General features: G+C 61.7%; 14 protein-coding genes. 2 read left to right on the top strand and 12 right to left on the bottom strand.

Going from position 1 to position 15,525, the window contains the following annotated elements; translation table 11 throughout:
- Nucleotides 1-68: 68 nt before the first annotated feature.
- From HYH07_RS13005 to HYH07_RS13015, 3 genes are all read right to left on the bottom strand, one after another.
- Nucleotides 69-1,514 (bottom strand): coniferyl aldehyde dehydrogenase, encoded by a 1,446-nt coding sequence (locus HYH07_RS13005; RefSeq protein WP_220002862.1) that lies wholly within the window; start codon nucleotides 1,512-1,514, stop codon nucleotides 69-71.
- 85 nt (nucleotides 1,515-1,599) lie between these two features.
- Nucleotides 1,600-1,797, bottom strand: a complete 198-nt coding sequence (locus HYH07_RS13010; protein ID WP_220002863.1) for a bacterioferritin-associated ferredoxin — start codon at nucleotides 1,795-1,797, stop codon at nucleotides 1,600-1,602.
- Between the two features lie 152 nt (nucleotides 1,798-1,949).
- Nucleotides 1,950-2,846, bottom strand: a complete 897-nt coding sequence (locus tag HYH07_RS13015) for a sterol desaturase family protein (RefSeq protein ID WP_220002864.1) — start codon at nucleotides 2,844-2,846, stop codon at nucleotides 1,950-1,952.
- Nucleotides 2,847-2,960: 114 nt separating this feature from the next.
- Here HYH07_RS13015 and HYH07_RS13020 point away from each other — a divergent pair, with 114 nt between their 5' ends.
- Entirely contained in the window at nucleotides 2,961-3,866 is a 906-nt protein-coding gene (locus tag HYH07_RS13020; protein ID WP_220002865.1) for a LysR family transcriptional regulator, read from the top strand.
- Between the two features lie 339 nt (nucleotides 3,867-4,205).
- On the opposite strand, the gene HYH07_RS13025 is transcribed toward HYH07_RS13020, so the two are convergent.
- Both HYH07_RS13025 and HYH07_RS13030 read right to left on the bottom strand, forming a co-directional pair.
- Nucleotides 4,206-4,355, bottom strand: coding sequence for a hypothetical protein (locus HYH07_RS13025; protein ID WP_220002866.1), 150 nt, complete (start codon nucleotides 4,353-4,355; stop codon nucleotides 4,206-4,208).
- 454 nt (nucleotides 4,356-4,809) lie between these two features.
- On the bottom strand, nucleotides 4,810-5,217 hold the full coding sequence (locus tag HYH07_RS13030) for a hypothetical protein (protein WP_228749470.1): 408 nt from the start codon (nucleotides 5,215-5,217) through the stop codon (nucleotides 4,810-4,812).
- A gap of 333 nt (nucleotides 5,218-5,550) precedes the next feature.
- On the opposite strand from HYH07_RS13030, the gene HYH07_RS13035 reads away from it, so the two are divergent.
- Entirely contained in the window at nucleotides 5,551-6,396 is an 846-nt protein-coding gene (locus tag HYH07_RS13035) for a metal-dependent phosphohydrolase (RefSeq protein WP_220002868.1), read from the top strand.
- A 215-nt stretch (nucleotides 6,397-6,611) separates the two neighbouring features.
- Here the strand turns inward: HYH07_RS13035 and HYH07_RS13040 are convergent, their stop codons facing one another.
- The 7 genes from HYH07_RS13040 to HYH07_RS13070 all read right to left on the bottom strand — a co-directional run bounded on the left by HYH07_RS13040 (nucleotide 6,612) and on the right by HYH07_RS13070 (nucleotide 15,397).
- Nucleotides 6,612-7,193, bottom strand: a complete 582-nt coding sequence (locus tag HYH07_RS13040) for a TetR/AcrR family transcriptional regulator (protein ID WP_220002869.1) — start codon at nucleotides 7,191-7,193, stop codon at nucleotides 6,612-6,614.
- Between the two features lie 47 nt (nucleotides 7,194-7,240).
- A complete protein-coding gene (locus tag HYH07_RS13045; RefSeq protein WP_220002870.1) occupies nucleotides 7,241-8,707 on the bottom strand; it encodes an amidase family protein in 1,467 nt (488 codons plus the stop codon).
- Between the two features lie 434 nt (nucleotides 8,708-9,141).
- The gene (locus tag HYH07_RS13050) at nucleotides 9,142-10,479 is read right to left on the bottom strand and encodes a serine hydrolase (protein ID WP_220002871.1); all 1,338 of its coding nucleotides are present in this window, start codon (nucleotides 10,477-10,479) and stop codon (nucleotides 9,142-9,144) included.
- Between the two features lie 206 nt (nucleotides 10,480-10,685).
- Complete coding sequence (locus HYH07_RS13055; protein WP_220002872.1) at nucleotides 10,686-11,399, bottom strand: ABC transporter ATP-binding protein; 714 nt, start codon at nucleotides 11,397-11,399, stop codon at nucleotides 10,686-10,688.
- A complete protein-coding gene (locus HYH07_RS13060; RefSeq protein ID WP_220002873.1) occupies nucleotides 11,396-13,165 on the bottom strand; it encodes an ABC transporter permease subunit in 1,770 nt (589 codons plus the stop codon). Before HYH07_RS13060 ends, HYH07_RS13055 begins: the two co-directional genes overlap by 4 nt.
- Nucleotides 13,162-14,205, bottom strand: a complete 1,044-nt coding sequence (locus HYH07_RS13065) for a branched-chain amino acid ABC transporter permease (protein WP_220002874.1) — start codon at nucleotides 14,203-14,205, stop codon at nucleotides 13,162-13,164. The genes HYH07_RS13060 and HYH07_RS13065 overlap by 4 nt, the downstream gene beginning before the upstream one ends.
- Before the next feature lie 43 nt (nucleotides 14,206-14,248).
- Nucleotides 14,249-15,397: an ABC transporter substrate-binding protein gene (locus HYH07_RS13070; RefSeq protein ID WP_220002875.1), complete on the bottom strand. Its 1,149-nt coding sequence runs from the start codon at nucleotides 15,395-15,397 to the stop codon at nucleotides 14,249-14,251.
- Between the last annotated feature and the right edge of the window lie 128 nt (nucleotides 15,398-15,525).

Here is a 15,525-nt window from a genome sequence, read left to right on the forward strand (position 1 = left end):
GTGGTCTCCGCGCCAATGAGAATGGCTCCAGGCCGCAGCCAGACGGTTAGGAGGATCAAGCGCTCGCATCACGTCTTCCACTTGATCATCGTCTGCAGGACGCTCATTGGGCGGCCGGCGTAGGGCGGCTGAAATAGCATTTGGATCGGCGAGAGAGGGCCCTGGTAGAAGACCGGGCGCAATTTTGAAAAGGTGTTGAACCCCTCGCGCGCGTGGTAATGGCCCATGCCGCTCGCCCCGACCCCACCGAATGGCAGGTCGTGCTGGCCGACGTGCAGGAGAGCTTCATTGACTGATACGCCACCCGACATGACCCGCGAGATGTAGAAGTCGCGCAGCTCGGCATTGTGGGTGAATGGATAGATTGCCAACGGGCGGTCGTGACTATTGATATAATCGGCGACCTCCTGCCGATCTGTATAAGTCTTGATCGGCAAGATCGGGCCAAAGATCTCGCGCTGCATGACAATCATGTCTTCCGTCGGATTTAGTACGAGATACGGTGCAAATTTGCGACGCTTCGCGTCCGGAATCTGCTGTTCCGCGAGATTGACCAGAACCCCACCCTTTGTACGGGCATCCTCCAGCGTCGCCTGGAGCCGCGTGAAAGCTCGTTCATCGATGATCGACGTGTAGTCCTGGCCATTGATGTCCGGGAAGCGCTCGGCGAACAGCCGCCGGCAATGGCGGACGAACTCGTCCTCACTTCCTTTGGGCAGAAACATGTAGTCGACATTCGTACAGATCTGACCGGCATTGAACATCTTCACCCAGAGAATGCGCTCCGCCGCTGTTTTGACCGGGAAGTCAGGCCCGACAATCGCAGGTGCCTTGCCGCCCAGTTCAAGCGTGACAGGGGTGAGGTTGCGGGCTGCGTTGGTCATGACCGAGCGGCCGGTAGCACCGGATCCCGTGAACAGCAGATGGTCGAAGGGCAATGACGAGAATCCCGGTCCTCGTCCGCCGCCATCCTCGAAAAAGGCAAGCTTCTCTATCGGAAAATACTTTGGGGAGATACGCATCAGAACCTGGGCGAGCGCTTTTGAATTTTCCGACATCTTGACCATCGCTCGATTGCCGGCCGCCAGAATCGCTGCGAGCGGGCAGAAGCTGAGATTGAGCGGAAAATTCCAGGGAACGATGATCCCGACAACGCCGAGCGGCTGCGGGATGACACGATTTCGCGCGAGCGGATAGGTCATGAAGTCGACACGTCTGCGCTGCGGCTTCATCCATTTCTTCAAATTCTTGGCGGCGTCGGCGATTGTTTCGAGGACAACGAAGTATTCTGCGAAAAGGGTCTCGAATTCAGACCGGTTGCCGTAGTCGGCGTTTATCGCTGCGACCAACTCATCCTTGTTGTCCTTCAGGAGCTGCGCGAGCGCTTTCAAGTCGGCCATGCGCTGATCGTAGGGTGGCTCCGGCGCCGCCAGATAAGCCGCACGCTGCTTGTCAAAGCAGAACTGAAATTCAGCGGGAATGTCGATCGAACGGGAATTGACAGGCGCGTTCATGAAGTTCCCTTTCTCTTGCTTTTTCGCGTGTCTCCAAGCGAAATAACGAGGGCGCGCGCGTGAGCGTGACTTTATCAACGCCAAGTTAGTGCATGCTTGCGTTCGCATGAGCGGAGCCGACCCTTTCATCCATGATCCGCTTGATAACGTGAGCGCAGCGGCCGCACTGGGCGTTGCATCCGAGGCAGGCATAAACCTCGCTCATACGGGGCCGTCGCGCCTCTTTTACGACCACTGCCCGAACCTGATGGTCGCTGAACACATTGCAGGAACAGACGATCATCGCCTTCTCCTAACCAATACCGATGAGTCGGATGAAGCTAGATGGTTACGCATTTCGGCTCCTTCCGAGGCATCGCGAACGCCTGCTGCTGCGCCTCGAATGCGCCACCCGCACGGGCGGGGCAACCAGCACGTCGAACCTGGCGCGGTCGTTCATGCGGCCTCCTGTTTGGTTTCGGTCGGTAGGTCGGCTTCGGTGAAGCCATAGCCGCCGGGGCGCAGCGCCGAATGCTCGCGCTTGGAGTGGACCAGCGGATAGAACATCTGCGTGGTCCAGCGCTCCGGGCCAAACAGGATGTCGTCCAGCAGGCCGACCTTGGCCGGATATTTCCGTGTGATATGCGCGGTGCCGAACAGCACGTCCCAGAAGAATAGCAAATTACCGAAGTTGCCCTTGTAATGGCCGATGCCATCTTCGTTGGTGAGCGCGTGGTGCGCCTGGTGCGTGGCCGGCGTGGAGATGGTACGCTCCAGCACCCACATCAGCGGATGCAGCGCGCGGATGCGGTACAGTGGCGCGTCCCACGCCCAGGCGCAGTGCGCGCCCAGGATGACCGCCAGCTTGATCACCAGGTACGCCGCATAGATCGGGCCGAAACCAAGATACACCGCCACGCCGCCGATCCACAGGCCCGGCATCATCAGGTAGTAGAAGAAGTTGTTGCGGTAGGTAATGCGCACGCTCATGTAGGCCGCGCTGTGGTGCGCGCGGTGCAGCGGCCATAGCAGCGGCGTGTGGGAGGCGCGGTGCCAGAGGTACTGCGTGAGGTCATCGCCGATCAGCAGCAGGCCGGCCATGGCCCACCACGGCAGGTTGGCCCAGGCGTTGTGCTGCGCGGGCATAAGCCAGTTGCACAGCGCGTTGCTGCCCAGCAGAGCGATCGGCTGGGTGATGGCGATCAGGCTGACGAACATCAGCACCTCCAGCCAGGTGTCGTTGGCTGTCGCGTTGTCTCGCACGGTGGTCTGGTAGCGCCGGGTGATGAGCTCCATGGCGGCAAAGCCCAGGATGCAGGCGCCGATCAGGAGGTATTGCAGTTGCGAGCTCATGTGGGGTGTCTCCTATCGCTCACATGTTTTTTATCGTGAGAACGATTTTAGGAGTGCCGGCATAATGCGTCTAATGCATAGTTCTCATCATCTTGATGCATGGAGCGCAATACCATGGATCTGCGCCGCCTGAACCACGTCGTCGCCCTTGCGGACACCCTGCACTTCGCCCGTGCCGCCGAAGCCGTTCACCTCAGCCAGCCGGCCTTCAGCCGCAGCATCCAGGCCATCGAGAGCGATTTGGGTATCCGCCTGTTCGACCGCGACGTGGGTGATGTCCGCCCAACACCGGCCGGCGAATTCGTCATCGACCGAGCGCGCAAGCTGCTTTTCGAGGCGCGTTGCCTGCAGCGCGACGTGAATCTTTACCGCGGCGGCCAGCTAGGCGACACGGCGTTCGGTGTAGGGCCGCTGTTGACGGCCACCCTTATGCCACGTGCGCTTGTGGCGCTACGCCGCCAGCACCCGCAGTTGGCGCTGCGCATGGAGGTCGGCAACTCGGTGCAGTTGCTGGAGAGCCTGCGTACCGAGAGCATCGAGTTCTTTGCCGCCGATGTGCGCGACATGCCCAGGGATGCCGCGCTGGATATCCAGCTGATCGGAGGGCAACCGGCCAACCTGTATGTGCGGGCAGGCCATCCGCTGGCTGGGCGCGAGCACACGCTGCAGGAAGTCTGGGCGTACGGAGTTGCGGTACCTACGCTGCTGAGCCCTTCAACGGTTGAGCTGGCCGCCCTGCTGGGCCTGCCTGGGGGTCAGGATGTCACCATTGCGCTCGAGTGCGACAACTACGGCATGCTCAAGACGGTCGCGCTCACCACAGATACCGTTCTGGGTGCGACGGACGCGGCGGTACGGGAGGAGCTGGAATCGGGCGCGCTCGTTCGGCTTGTCGTGCAGGGCTGGCTGTCGCCGCCGTCGAGCACGGGCATCGTCCGCTTACGAGGGAGAACCTCATCGCCGGCAGCCAAGGCAGCCATTGCAGCGATTGTGCGGGCCGCCGGCGAGATCAACGTGTAGGCGCCTTACATCACCCGTCGCATGGTCCGGTGCGGAAATCGGCCTCTTGAAACGGTCAAATAAGCAACGGTGCTCGGACCGGCAAACTTCCGGTTTGGGTCCAAAGGCGGCCCTCGGCAGCCAGCACGCCATTGGTGGGTAATCTCTCGGAAGCGGACGCCGCCGTGCTCCGAGTTGAGGTCAGCCAGGCGAAGACCAGACCTCCCGCAATGCCCTCGCTTCCTTGCCGAAGGGAGCAAAACCGGCAGCACGACTACACTCAGTAAGGCATACCGCCGTTCTCGTACTCTTCCATGAGCATGCGACCGAGCGGCGAGCTGCGGCAGACCACCCGCACAGTCATTGATTCTCATCCATTTTGCGGCGGAGCTTCCGAAGCATCTCACGCAACTCGTTGGCGTAATCTTCTATGACTTTGCGCGCCTCCTCCAGGCTCGACGGCCTTTGCCCGTCACGCGGCTCCTTGGGCGTGGTGTTATCGTCCTGCAACGAGAACTCTCCCGGCGTACCTCTCGATCAGTTCCCACGATCGCCGCCATGTATGGGTTCAATAGATGGCTTGAGGAGCAGTTCCTATATTGGAGGCGAGCACTATCTCGGTCGAAGAGATCTTGGGGATCAAACTGTCAGGGGTCGTCCGTGATATCAGGTCGGCCTAAAGGGGTAGGCGGCCTTGGTCCTCCGACCAATCGATGATGTCAAAGAACATCCCTCGCTTGAACATCTCAGCTTCGAGGTTTCCCGCGTGCTGCTTCCAGTCAGACGTCTCGCGAACACGGAAGCGGCCGGAAGGCTCTACTGGCTTGGATAGAACGGCAAGATGCCGTTTGACGAGATACTCGGGGCTGCCGGACCCGGTTAACGGCATGCGTTCGATCAAGAGGGAGCGTTCACGGCAGACGCCTTTGGCCATAGGGCACCGCAAAGCGTAAGCCCGCGCCTCTCAGATTTCGCAGCCGGATAAATTGAGCGCCTTGCGCAAGCCACCAAACGCCGCGAGCCTACAGGACACGGTCTCGCTTCCGGGCTTTGAACGCTCGGCAATGGCAGTTTGCTTGATAACGATTGCCTTCTTTGGTTTGGGACGCCCGGCGCCCGCGGCCGTCGTCGAATTGTGGCGTTGGCGGGCGATCGGCCTTGAAGGCTCGGGCGAAGCGATACTGGCATTGTTTGGGGGAGCAACAGGCGCTTCGGCCAAAGCAACCTGGGGAGGTGTCGCGCTGCTCACCGGGGCGACGTCAAGGCGATCGCCTTTCGCCAGTATGTCGGGCGAGGCCGTTGAGCCAGCGTGTGGTGCGGCAGGCGACTGGACGATCGCGACCGTGAAGCGCGGGGGAGCTCGCAGCTCCATGGCTGATAGGACTCCTACCGCCAATACGATGAGGAGACCCAGGAAGCTCGGTCTCAGCATGATACGCCTCTAACCAAGGTTAGTGCTGTTGAAAAAGTCTCTGCTGCAATGAGGCAATCTGTCGGCAGTGGACGTGCCGCGCGCGGATCATTTGCCGACAGGGTTAACGCAGGTGTAGGATGTTGCTGTTCTTCACACCTACGACCGTCAGCAGCCCCACAACGCCGGCGCGGTTGAGAAGTGGTACTATTGCTGTTGAAGGTCCTTTATTGTTTGAACTCATCCTACACGACGCAGAGTTGTCACGCTGCACAAGCTGAACGGAAGATTCAAATGATCACAGTTCCGGAACTAGTATCGCAAGCTTTGGGGTCATTTCTGACCGCGGAAACTAAGGACCGGTTTGGAGCTTCACATGCCGGTTTAACTGAGTTGCTTCCGTTTGCGGCCAAGCTCACTTTGGAATGCATTGGTAACAGCGACGCCCTGTACCACAATATTGAGCACACATTGCTCGTTACCCTTGCCGGACATGACATTTTAACCGGACGCGCCCTGCTGAGACCAACGACAGCAAACGATTATGCCAACTTCATCTTGGCATGCCTTGCACATGACATCGGATACGTTCGCGGCGTTGTTCAAGGAGATGAAGACGATTGTTTTATTGCAGATGTGACTGGTGGCACAATTCGTCTGCCTCGAGGATCATCTGATGCCGCCCTTGCTCCCTATCATGTCGACCGCTCGAAATTGTTCGTCCTCGAACGCCTGGACTCCGTCGAAGTCCTTGATGCGAACCGAATTGCCCAAGCAATTGAATATACCCGTTTTCCTTATACGATATCATCGAATGACAGTCTGATCGAAGAGGAGGGCTTGTTACTGCGGGCTGCGGATCTTATAGGCCAACTCGGCGATCCCAATTATCTAAGAAAGTCGAACGCCCTGTTTTACGAATTTGAAGAGATTGGGCTCAACAAGGCACTGGGCTACGCTACGGCGGCAGACATTGTTTACAAGTATCCCCAGTTCTATTGGAAGAACGTAGCCCCCCAAATTCGTACGGCGATACGATATCTCAATGTCACAGCTCGCGGTCGTCAATGGATTGCAAGTCTCTATGGAAACGTGTTCCGGGCCGAGCGTGAGATGAATTTATCAGGACCGCAGCCGTAAACCGGGACATTGGCAGAACTACACGCCCACACCGACGCGTCGGCTTCGAGCCCAAAAGGCATGAAGAACTTGGGCTGAGCAAACCGGGTCCGCTCAGGCACGATGGGCGGACCTGCGTCAGGCGCGGCCCAACTTCGCAGATGGACCCCGAAGCGGGCTTGGGTATTTGGGGCACGCGGCATGCTGGCTTGAGCCCCTCCGCGCGGTTCCTGACCTTAAGGTGATGGACCTCGCGCCAAATGCAACGCGGCTTCCACGCCACCTTCCATGATCTGCCGCGCTTTGGCAGCGTCAGGCACAACTCGCGCAAACTGCAAGGTGCCCACCATGAGGCCGAAGATGGCCATCGCGCAGCGGTGCTTTTTGACGGAATCTTCGCCGGGAAGCAGTGCGGCCAGGGCCATGACGTAGCTATGCAGTGCTTTCTCGTAATCTCGCCTGGTGGACAGGGGTTGACGGGCGATTTCCGGAAGCAACGCCGCGGAGGGACACCCGTCCGCGGCGCCTTCAAGGTGGGCGTGGTTCAGATATCGGCGGATCGTGCCTTCGAGATCGATGCCCTTAAGCTGATCTTGCTCAAGGCAAAGCTGCTGCTCACCCAGCGCTCTGCCCAGCGCTTCGCGAACAAGCGCGTCCTTGGACTCGAAGTGCGGAGAGAAGGCTCCTTTGGTGAGGCCGGCCTCGCCCATAATCCCCGCAATTCCCGTGGCGGAGATGCCGTCCCGGCGCATGCACTTCGATGCCACGTCGACAATATGCCGTCGTGTCTCCGCCTTGTGACCCTTCTCGAAACGCATTTTCTCGCAACTCCACCAATACCCAGCAGCGACTATGGATCATGGCGCTAGATCGCGATTGGCCGGGTACCAAAAACGCTTTCGATCTTGCGTGCAAGGGCTAGAAGCGTCCGGTCGCTACCTAGCGAAGCATCAAGCTCCAGGCCAATTGGCAGTCCGGCGCGAGAAAGGCCGACGGGAAGACTGAGACCCGGCAACCCCACGCTGCTCGCCGACACGGTGTGGTTTGCCAATGCAAGATAGCTGACCTCCTGCCCCGCGATATGGATGGTCGCTTGCTCCTCGATTAAGGGCGCGGTGCACGGCGTCGTCGGCTGCAGAATGACGTCCGCTCCGTGGGCAACGAACGCCCTGTCGAAACGGCGCTGGATTTCGGGCCGGCTCACGTTGAGCGCGGTCTGATAGGCTTCTGCCGAGATCGCACCTGCACCACCCGGTAAAGCGATGTGTCCCCACGCCTGCCGAAGTTGAGGCTTGAGCCCGTCATAGATCGCCTCGAACGTGGTCGGAATGTCATGGCGGCGAAGGAATTCCGAAATCGCGCCCATCGTCTCGTGAGCAAAGATGCCCCATGTCGCGGTTTGGATCAGGGCGTTGAAATCGTCGCCAAGGTCGACCTCGACCACTTCGGCGCCAGCGTCCTCTAGCCGCCGGACCACCTCGCGGAACCGGGTCTCGACATCCGGGTCCACCAGCTCGAGAAACTGTCGGGGCGCGAAAGCCAGTCGGGCTCCCTTGAGATCGTAGCCGCCATTGGAGGATTGGACGGACGCTTGTTCACCCGTCATGACCTGATCGAGCAAAATGCAGTCCTCGACGCTTCGCGCGAATGCGCCCGTCGTGTCGAGTGTGTGGGAGATCGGAGCAACGCCATCGCGCGGCCAACGTCCGGTCGTTGGCTTGAATCCCACGACACCACAGAACGATGCAGGCACCCGGATTGACCCAACGGTGTCACCGCCCAGCGACGCCGGAACGAGGCCGGCGGCCACCGCTGCGGCGGAGCCGCTCGACGAGCCGCCCGACACACGATCGCGTGCGTACGGATTCTTCACCTGCCCGAAGCGTGCATTATGACCGGTCAAGCCGTAGGACATCTCGACCAGGTTATTCTTCCCGAATAACAGAGCGCCCGCGCGCGTGATAGCACGGACAGCGTCCGCATCTTCACGCGGCACGAAATGGGCGAGGCTATCGAGTCCTAGGCTCGTAGGGTACCCCCTCGTCAAATAACTGTCTTTTACCCCGAACGGCACGCCCAGCAGCGGAGCCGCCGATCCAGCCCCACGTGCTTTGTCCGCATCCCTCGCGGCCGCCAGCACCGCGTCCTCGTCGATGGTGATAAAGGCATTGAGTTCGGCCAGCGCTCGCGAACGCTGCAGAAGGCCTGCGGTGTAAGCTTCTGAAGTGATTTCGCCATTGCGAATGGCCGCTGCCGCGGACACGACCCCCAGCGAGTCATTCGTAAGTTCTTGCGCTGCAATGCGCCGTGAAGCGGCGGTAAGGTCGTTCATGGAGTCCTCGCGAAAAGCGTGTGCGGCAGTTCGCTGTTGCCGTAGATCAGAGGCTCAGCTTCAATGCCATTACGATCATAATATAAAATTACGAGCGTAATTCAATAATGGCGGCGGCCTTCTGTGGACACATGAGCGTGAGGTAGGGGAAAGGATGGAGCGACCGGTCAGAAGAAGACGTCAGTTCTGGGTCAAAATGCGAAGAACTCAGGTTGAGCAAATCTGGTCCGCTCGGGCGCAATTAGCGGACCTCCGGCAGACGAGGCGCAACTTCGCAAATGGCCGATACCGCTCATTCAATGCAAAGGGAAGCCTATTCGATCAACTCGCCGGCGCGGCCAAGGAGTGACGCGGGCGGCTCGTGGTAGGAGCCGATGCATCGCCGGCTAACGGCAATCGCGATTGGTCCCTGAAGTCGGTCAAGCTCTGGCAGGCTACCTCACCATCGCGTCGAAAATCAGCGGCGCCAACTCCGTCTCGATTCGCCCGCGCTGCGACGGTGACTGCATCATGCACAGCGCGAACAGATCGTCGTTTGGATCGACAAAGAAAAAGGTGCCGGCCACGCCATCCCATCCATATATGCCTGGCGGCCACGGCCTCTTCGGTTGCGGCGATGTGAGCACGGCAACCCCCAACCCGAATCCGGCGTGGACTGCCAGAAAATAGATATCGGCGGGTGCGATTCCGCTCCCGGGACCGATTTGGTCCGACGTCATCAGGGCCACCGTCTCCGGCTTCAGATAGCGTCGTCCGTCGACCGTGCCGCCATTCAAGAGCATCTGCACAAAACGCGCGTAGTCGCCGGTCGTCCCGACCATTCCGGCTCCGCCGGATTCCCAGCGCCTATGCACCATCGGGTCCCTGATTCCGGCAATGGGCGGTTCTATCAGGTCATCCGGCAGGAACTGGGCAACCAGCGGTCGCTTCGCCTCGTCCGCGACAAAGAACGCGGTATGGCTCATGCCAAGGGGATCCAGCAGCCGCTCCTTCTCGAACTGAAACAGCGATTGTCCCGAAACCACCTCGATCACCCTCCCGAGCACATCGACGGAATGGCTATAGGTCCACCTCGTGCCAGGTTGCTCGGCGAGCGGCAGGTTCGCCAGGCGCGCAGCGAACTCGGCGTTGTCAAAATCGCCGCCGTAAAGGTCGGCCTGCCGATAGAGTTTTTGCACGGGGCCGTCGCCGTAAAACCCGTAGGTGATACCGGAAGTCTGTCGCATCAGATCAAGTATGGTGATCGGGCGCTTGAGCGGTTCCAGCGCAAACACCGGCTTTCCAGTCGCGTCGGGCTTTTCAACGCCGACCTTTACGTCGGCAAATGCCGGAATGTATTTGGAGAGGGGGTCGTCCAGCGACAGCTTGCCGTCGTCGACCAGCATCAGCGCGGCAACCGATGTGATCGGTTTCGACATCGAATAGTACCGAAAGATGGTGTCATCCGTCATCGGCGCCTTGGTTGCGACGTCGCGCAGGCCGAATTTTTCGTAGTAGACCGGCTTTCCGTGCTGCTGGATCAACAGGATCGCGCCGGGAATTTTACTGATCGCGATCTCATGTCGTAGATAGTCACCGATGCGCTGAAGGCCCGGCTGCGAAAAGCCTCGTGCGGCCGGCGTATCTCCAAACGTGGCGTTCAAACTTGCAGCAACGAGCGCGGCGACCAGCGCGAACGCCACCAACCTTGCGGCTGCCTTGATTCGTTGGCCGGCTCGCGTCAGACGTTCACGATAGGCCGAGGTACCGCGTGATGAGGATGTGCTAAACATGTGAGCCTCGCCACAACGGCCCCTGTGTCGAGCCGCCGTTGTTGGGTGCGAACAAGCCTGAGCGGCGATGATGACATCATGCCACTGTTTTGCCCGACGGAGCAAGCCGATTTCGCAAAATCCGCAAAAAGGGTGGCTAAGCCATTGACATCGCTGTCAGCGGCTACTGTGCATGGGGTTGTTTTCGACGGTTCTGGTCGGACCGGTCAGTGCCCGCCGAGATAGGCCGTGATCAGCCTTTTATCGTGGATCAGATCCTTGGCCGGACCGGATTGCACGATCTCGCCGGTCTCGAGCACGTAGCCGTAGTCGGCCGTCTCCAGCGCGGCGCGGGCGTTCTGCTCGACCAGCAGGATCGAGACGCCGAGGTCGCGCAGCGAGGCGATGGTGCGGAAGATCTCGCGCACGATCAGCGGCGCGAGACCGAGGCTGGGCTCGTCCAGCATCAGCAGCTTCGGCTTGGCCATCAGCGCGCGGCCGAGCGCCAGCATCTGGCGCTCGCCACCGGAGAGGGTGCCGGCGGCCTGGCGCTGCCGCTCCTTCAGGCGGGGGAAGCGGTCATAGACTTCGTCCAGCGTCGTCTGCACGCCGGAGCGGTCGCGCAGGCTGTAGGAGCCGAGCAGGAGATTGTCGGCGACCGACATGTCGGAGAACAGCTCTCGCTTCTCCGGCACCAGGCATAGCCGGCGCTCGACCCGGTCCTCGACCGACATCCTGCCGATGTCGTTGCCCTGGAACACGAGGCGGCCACGCGCAGCGAGCAGGCCGATCGCCGCCATCAGCAGCGTGGTCTTGCCGGCGCCGTTCGGGCCGATCACGGTGACGATCTGTCCTTCCTCGACCGACAGCGTGACGTTGCGGACCGCTTCGACATTGTCGTAACAGACGGTCACATCGCGCATCGAAAACATCTCGCTCACGCGACGCCTCCGAGATAGGCCTCTTGCACCCGCTCGTCGCTGCGGATCGCGGCGGGCGCGCCCTCGCAAAGCTTGGAGCCGAAATCGAGCACCACGATGCGGTCGACCAGCGACATCACGAACTCCATGTCATGCTCGACGATCAGGATGGTGAGATGGTCCGATCGCAGCGAGCGGAGCAGCTCCGCCAGCCGCAGCTTCTCCTGGCGGCGCAGACCCGCCGCCGGCTCGTCCAGCACCAGCAGCGCCGGGTCGGCGGCGAGCGCGCGGGCGATCTCCAGGATGCGCTGATTGCCGAGCGGCAGATTGCCGGCGAGCTCGAACGGCTTGTCGCCGAGCCCGACGCGTTCGAGCTGCATCAACGCCTCGTGCCTTGTGCTGGCTTCCTCGCGCTGGTTGAGGCGGAAGGCGCCGGCGAACAGGCCCGTGCTGGTGCGCGCGTAAGTTCCGAGCATCACGTTCTCCAGGAGGCTCATGCGCGGCCGCAGCTTCACATGCTGGAACGTCCGGGCGATTCCACCCTTGGCGATGCGCGATTGCGGATCGCGCGTGATCGGGCGTCCGGCGAAGACGATCTCGCCCTTGTTCACCCTGAGCGCGCCGGTGAGGCAATTGAACATCGTGCTCTTGCCGGCGCCGTTCGGGCCGATGACGGCCAGGATCTCGCCGGAGCGGACTTCGAAGCTGACATTGTTGACCGCGACGAGGCCGCCGAACCGGCGCTCCGCGCCATCGACCTTCAGAAGCAGCTCGCCCGGTGCCGGCTGCGGGCGGCGGGGCAACGGCGGCGCTGGCTCGGGCCGCTCGCGCTTGATCTTCGGCAGATAGCGCGCGACGAATGGTACGATGCCCTGCCGCGCCCATTGCAGGAACAGGATGAACAGCGCGGAGAACGCGACGATCTCGAGCTGGCCGGACGCGCCCTTGGCGATCAGCGGCAGATAGTCCTGCACACTGTTCTTCAGCAGGGTGACGATCGCCGCGCCAACGACGCCGCCGAGCAAACTGCCGGCGCCGCCGACCATCGACATCATTAGATATTCGATGCCCATGCCTGCATCGAACGGGCCCGGGCTGATGAAGCGGCTCATATGCGCGTAGAGCCAGCCGGAGAGGGAGGCGAGGAACGCGGCGATCACGAAGGTGACGAGCTTGATCTGGAAGGCGTTGATGCCGAGGCTCTCGACCAGGATGTTGCCGCCGCGCAGCGCGCGCATGGCCCGGCCGAGCCGGGAGTCCAACAGGTTGTAGCCGAGGAAGAGCACCGCTGCGACGATGCCCCAGATCAGGAAATAGATCTGCGCGCTGCTGACGAGCGCGAACGATCCGATGCTGATCGGCGGGATCGACGAGATGCCGTTGAAGCGGCCGAGCCCCTCGACATTGCCGAAAAGGAAGCCGATCGCCAATCCCCAGGCGACGGTCGAGAGCGACAGGAAATGTCCCTGCAGCCGCAGAGTGACGACGCCGAGGATAGCAGCGACACCGCAGGTCAGCACCACGCCGAACCCGAGGCCGAGCCAGGGCGAGTACCCGTTCAGCGCCGAGACCCACGCGGTTGCGTAAGCCGCGACGCCGACGAAGGCCGCCTGTCCAAACGACACGATGCCGCCGACGCCGGTGAGCAGGGCAAGGCCGATCGCGACCAGCGAATAGATCCCGATATAGTTCATCAGCGTGATGCTGAACGGGCTGAGGACGAGCGGCGCGAGCGCGAGGCACGCCACCGCGGCGATTGCTGCGAGCTGAACGTGAAGGCGCGTCATTCCTCGATCTCCTCCTCGGAATGCAGCGAGGCGAGCGATCGCCAGATCAGGATCGGGATCAGCAGCGAGAACACAATGACATCCTTCAGCGCGCTGCTCTGGAAGGAGGCGAAGCTTTCGAGGATGCCGACCCCAACCGCGCCGATCGCAGCTCCTGGATAGCTGGTCATGCCGCCGACGATGGCGCCGACAAAGGCCTTGAGGCCTATCAGGAAGCCGGAATCGTAGAACACGGTGTTGACGGGTGCGATCAGGATGCCGGAGACGCCGGCCATCAGCGAGCCCAGCAGATAAGCGATGGTGCCGGCGCGCGCGGGGCGGATGCCCATCAGGCGGGAGCCGGTCCGGTTCACGGCGGTGGCGCGCAGCGATTTTCCGACCAGCGTGAAGTCGAAGAACAGATAGAGCAGGCCGGAGAAGACGAGGGCGGCGATCACGATCAGCATGGTCTGGCCCGAGATCAGCACGCCGGCGAACTCTGTCGAGAACGAGGTCAGCGGCTCGGTCCGGACGCCTTCAGGACCGAAGAACAAGAGGCCAAGCCCGACCAGTGCGAAGTGCAGCGCGACCGAGACGGTCAGCAGCAGCAGCACCGTTCCGTCGGCGATGGGCCGGAACACGATCCGGTCCAGTAGCGGAGCGATCGGCGTGATCAGCAGCAAGGCGAGCACGAGTCTGACACCGAGCGGCGGATCGGCGCGCATCGTCAGCCAGGCAATTCCAACCACGGCCAGCGGCAGCGCCAGATAGAAGAACAGCGCGCGCGGCAGCAGGCGAAGCTCGCCCGCGCGCATCAGCGAGATGATCTCGATCAGGGTTGCGAGGCACGCGAGGATGACGACCAGCGCGCCCGTGCCCGGAAAGCGCTTGGCGTCGAGGGCGGCCAGCGTCAGCGCCGTGAAGGCGGCGATGTCGCCAAAGGGAATGAAGATGACCCGTGTCACCGTGAAGATGAGGACGGTTCCGATCGCCACCAGCGCATAGACTGCGCCGGTGGCGATCCCGTCGATCGCAAGAATGGCTGCGATGTCGCTCGTCATTGAGAACGCCGTCCCCTTGTAGTGGTGGCCAGCCGTCGTCCGGCTAAGGCGCGTATTTCCAGGCGCCGCTGGTCAGGCGCACCACAACGAGCGAACGTTCGTCGACACCGGTGACCGAACCCGGCTTGAAGTTGTAGACGGCATGCACGCCCGGCAGCTCCTTGGTGCTGAGGATCGCATCCCGCAGCGCCGCGCGGAATTCCGCCGTGCCGGGTTTCGCCGTCTTCAGCGCGCGCTCGGCGGCATTGGCGAAGATCAGCCAGGCGTCGAAGGAGTAGGCGGAGAAGCCGTCGGTGGTCGGAATGTTATGGACCTTCTGGTAGACGCTGCGGAAATCCAGCGCGATCTTCTTGGCGAAGTGCTCGTCGGGCAGCTGCTCGGCGACGATCACGGGACCTGCGGAAACCTGGATGCCGTCGGCCGCCTTGCCGCCGACATTGACGAAGTCGGGATTGACCAGCGCCACCGTGCCGTAGGTGTTTCCCTTGAAGCCGCGGTCGGCGAGGCTGAGCAGCGGCAGCGCGCCTTGCGTGCCCGAGCCGCCGTCCAGCACGGCATCCGGCCGCGCGGCCAGTACCTTGAGGATCTGCGCGGTCACCGACGTGTCAGTGCGGGCATAGCGCTCGTTGCTCTGGATCTTGATGTCACCGGCGGATTCGGCCGCCTTGGCTCCGTTATAGACGAGATCGCCCCAAGCGTCGGAGAAGCCGATATAGCCGATGTTCTTCATGCCGTCGCGCTTCATGCGATCGGCGACGATCTTGACCAGGAGGGATGCCGGCTGCGGCACCGACACCACCCACTGCTCGGGCGTATCAGGCAGCTTGCCGATCGGCGACACCGCGATCATCGGCACCTTCAATTCGCTCGCCACCGCCGCCATGGCGATGGTCGAAGGCGCCGTCGCCGTCCCAATCAGGAGATCGACCTTCTCCTCTTCCACCAGCTTGCGCGCGTTGCGGGTCGCCGCCGACGGGTCCGAGCCGTCGTCCAGCTGGATCAGACGAATGGTCTCGCCGTCGATGGTTTTCTTGTACTCATAGGCGGCGTTGATGCCGCGCCCGTAGGGGATGCCGATCGACGAGCCGTTGCCGCTGAGCGAGGTGACGAAGCCGATGGTGATGTCGGCCCGCGCAGCCGGGGCGGCAGTGATGCCCGCTGCAAGTGCAAGGAAGCTCAGAGTCTTGCGCATATGCGTTCTCCTCCGTTGATGCTGGATAGGGATGCCGTGAAGCTGCCGCGCGGAAACCCCGAACGACGAGCCAACCGATTGAAAGCATTGCTGCAGCGCCAAATACCGGGCGCGCCCGAAGAGAGTTT

It is taken from the genome of Bradyrhizobium sp. BR 10261 (assembly GCF_019455395.1).
GTDB classification, from domain to species: Bacteria; Pseudomonadota; Alphaproteobacteria; order Rhizobiales; family Xanthobacteraceae; genus Bradyrhizobium; species Bradyrhizobium manausense.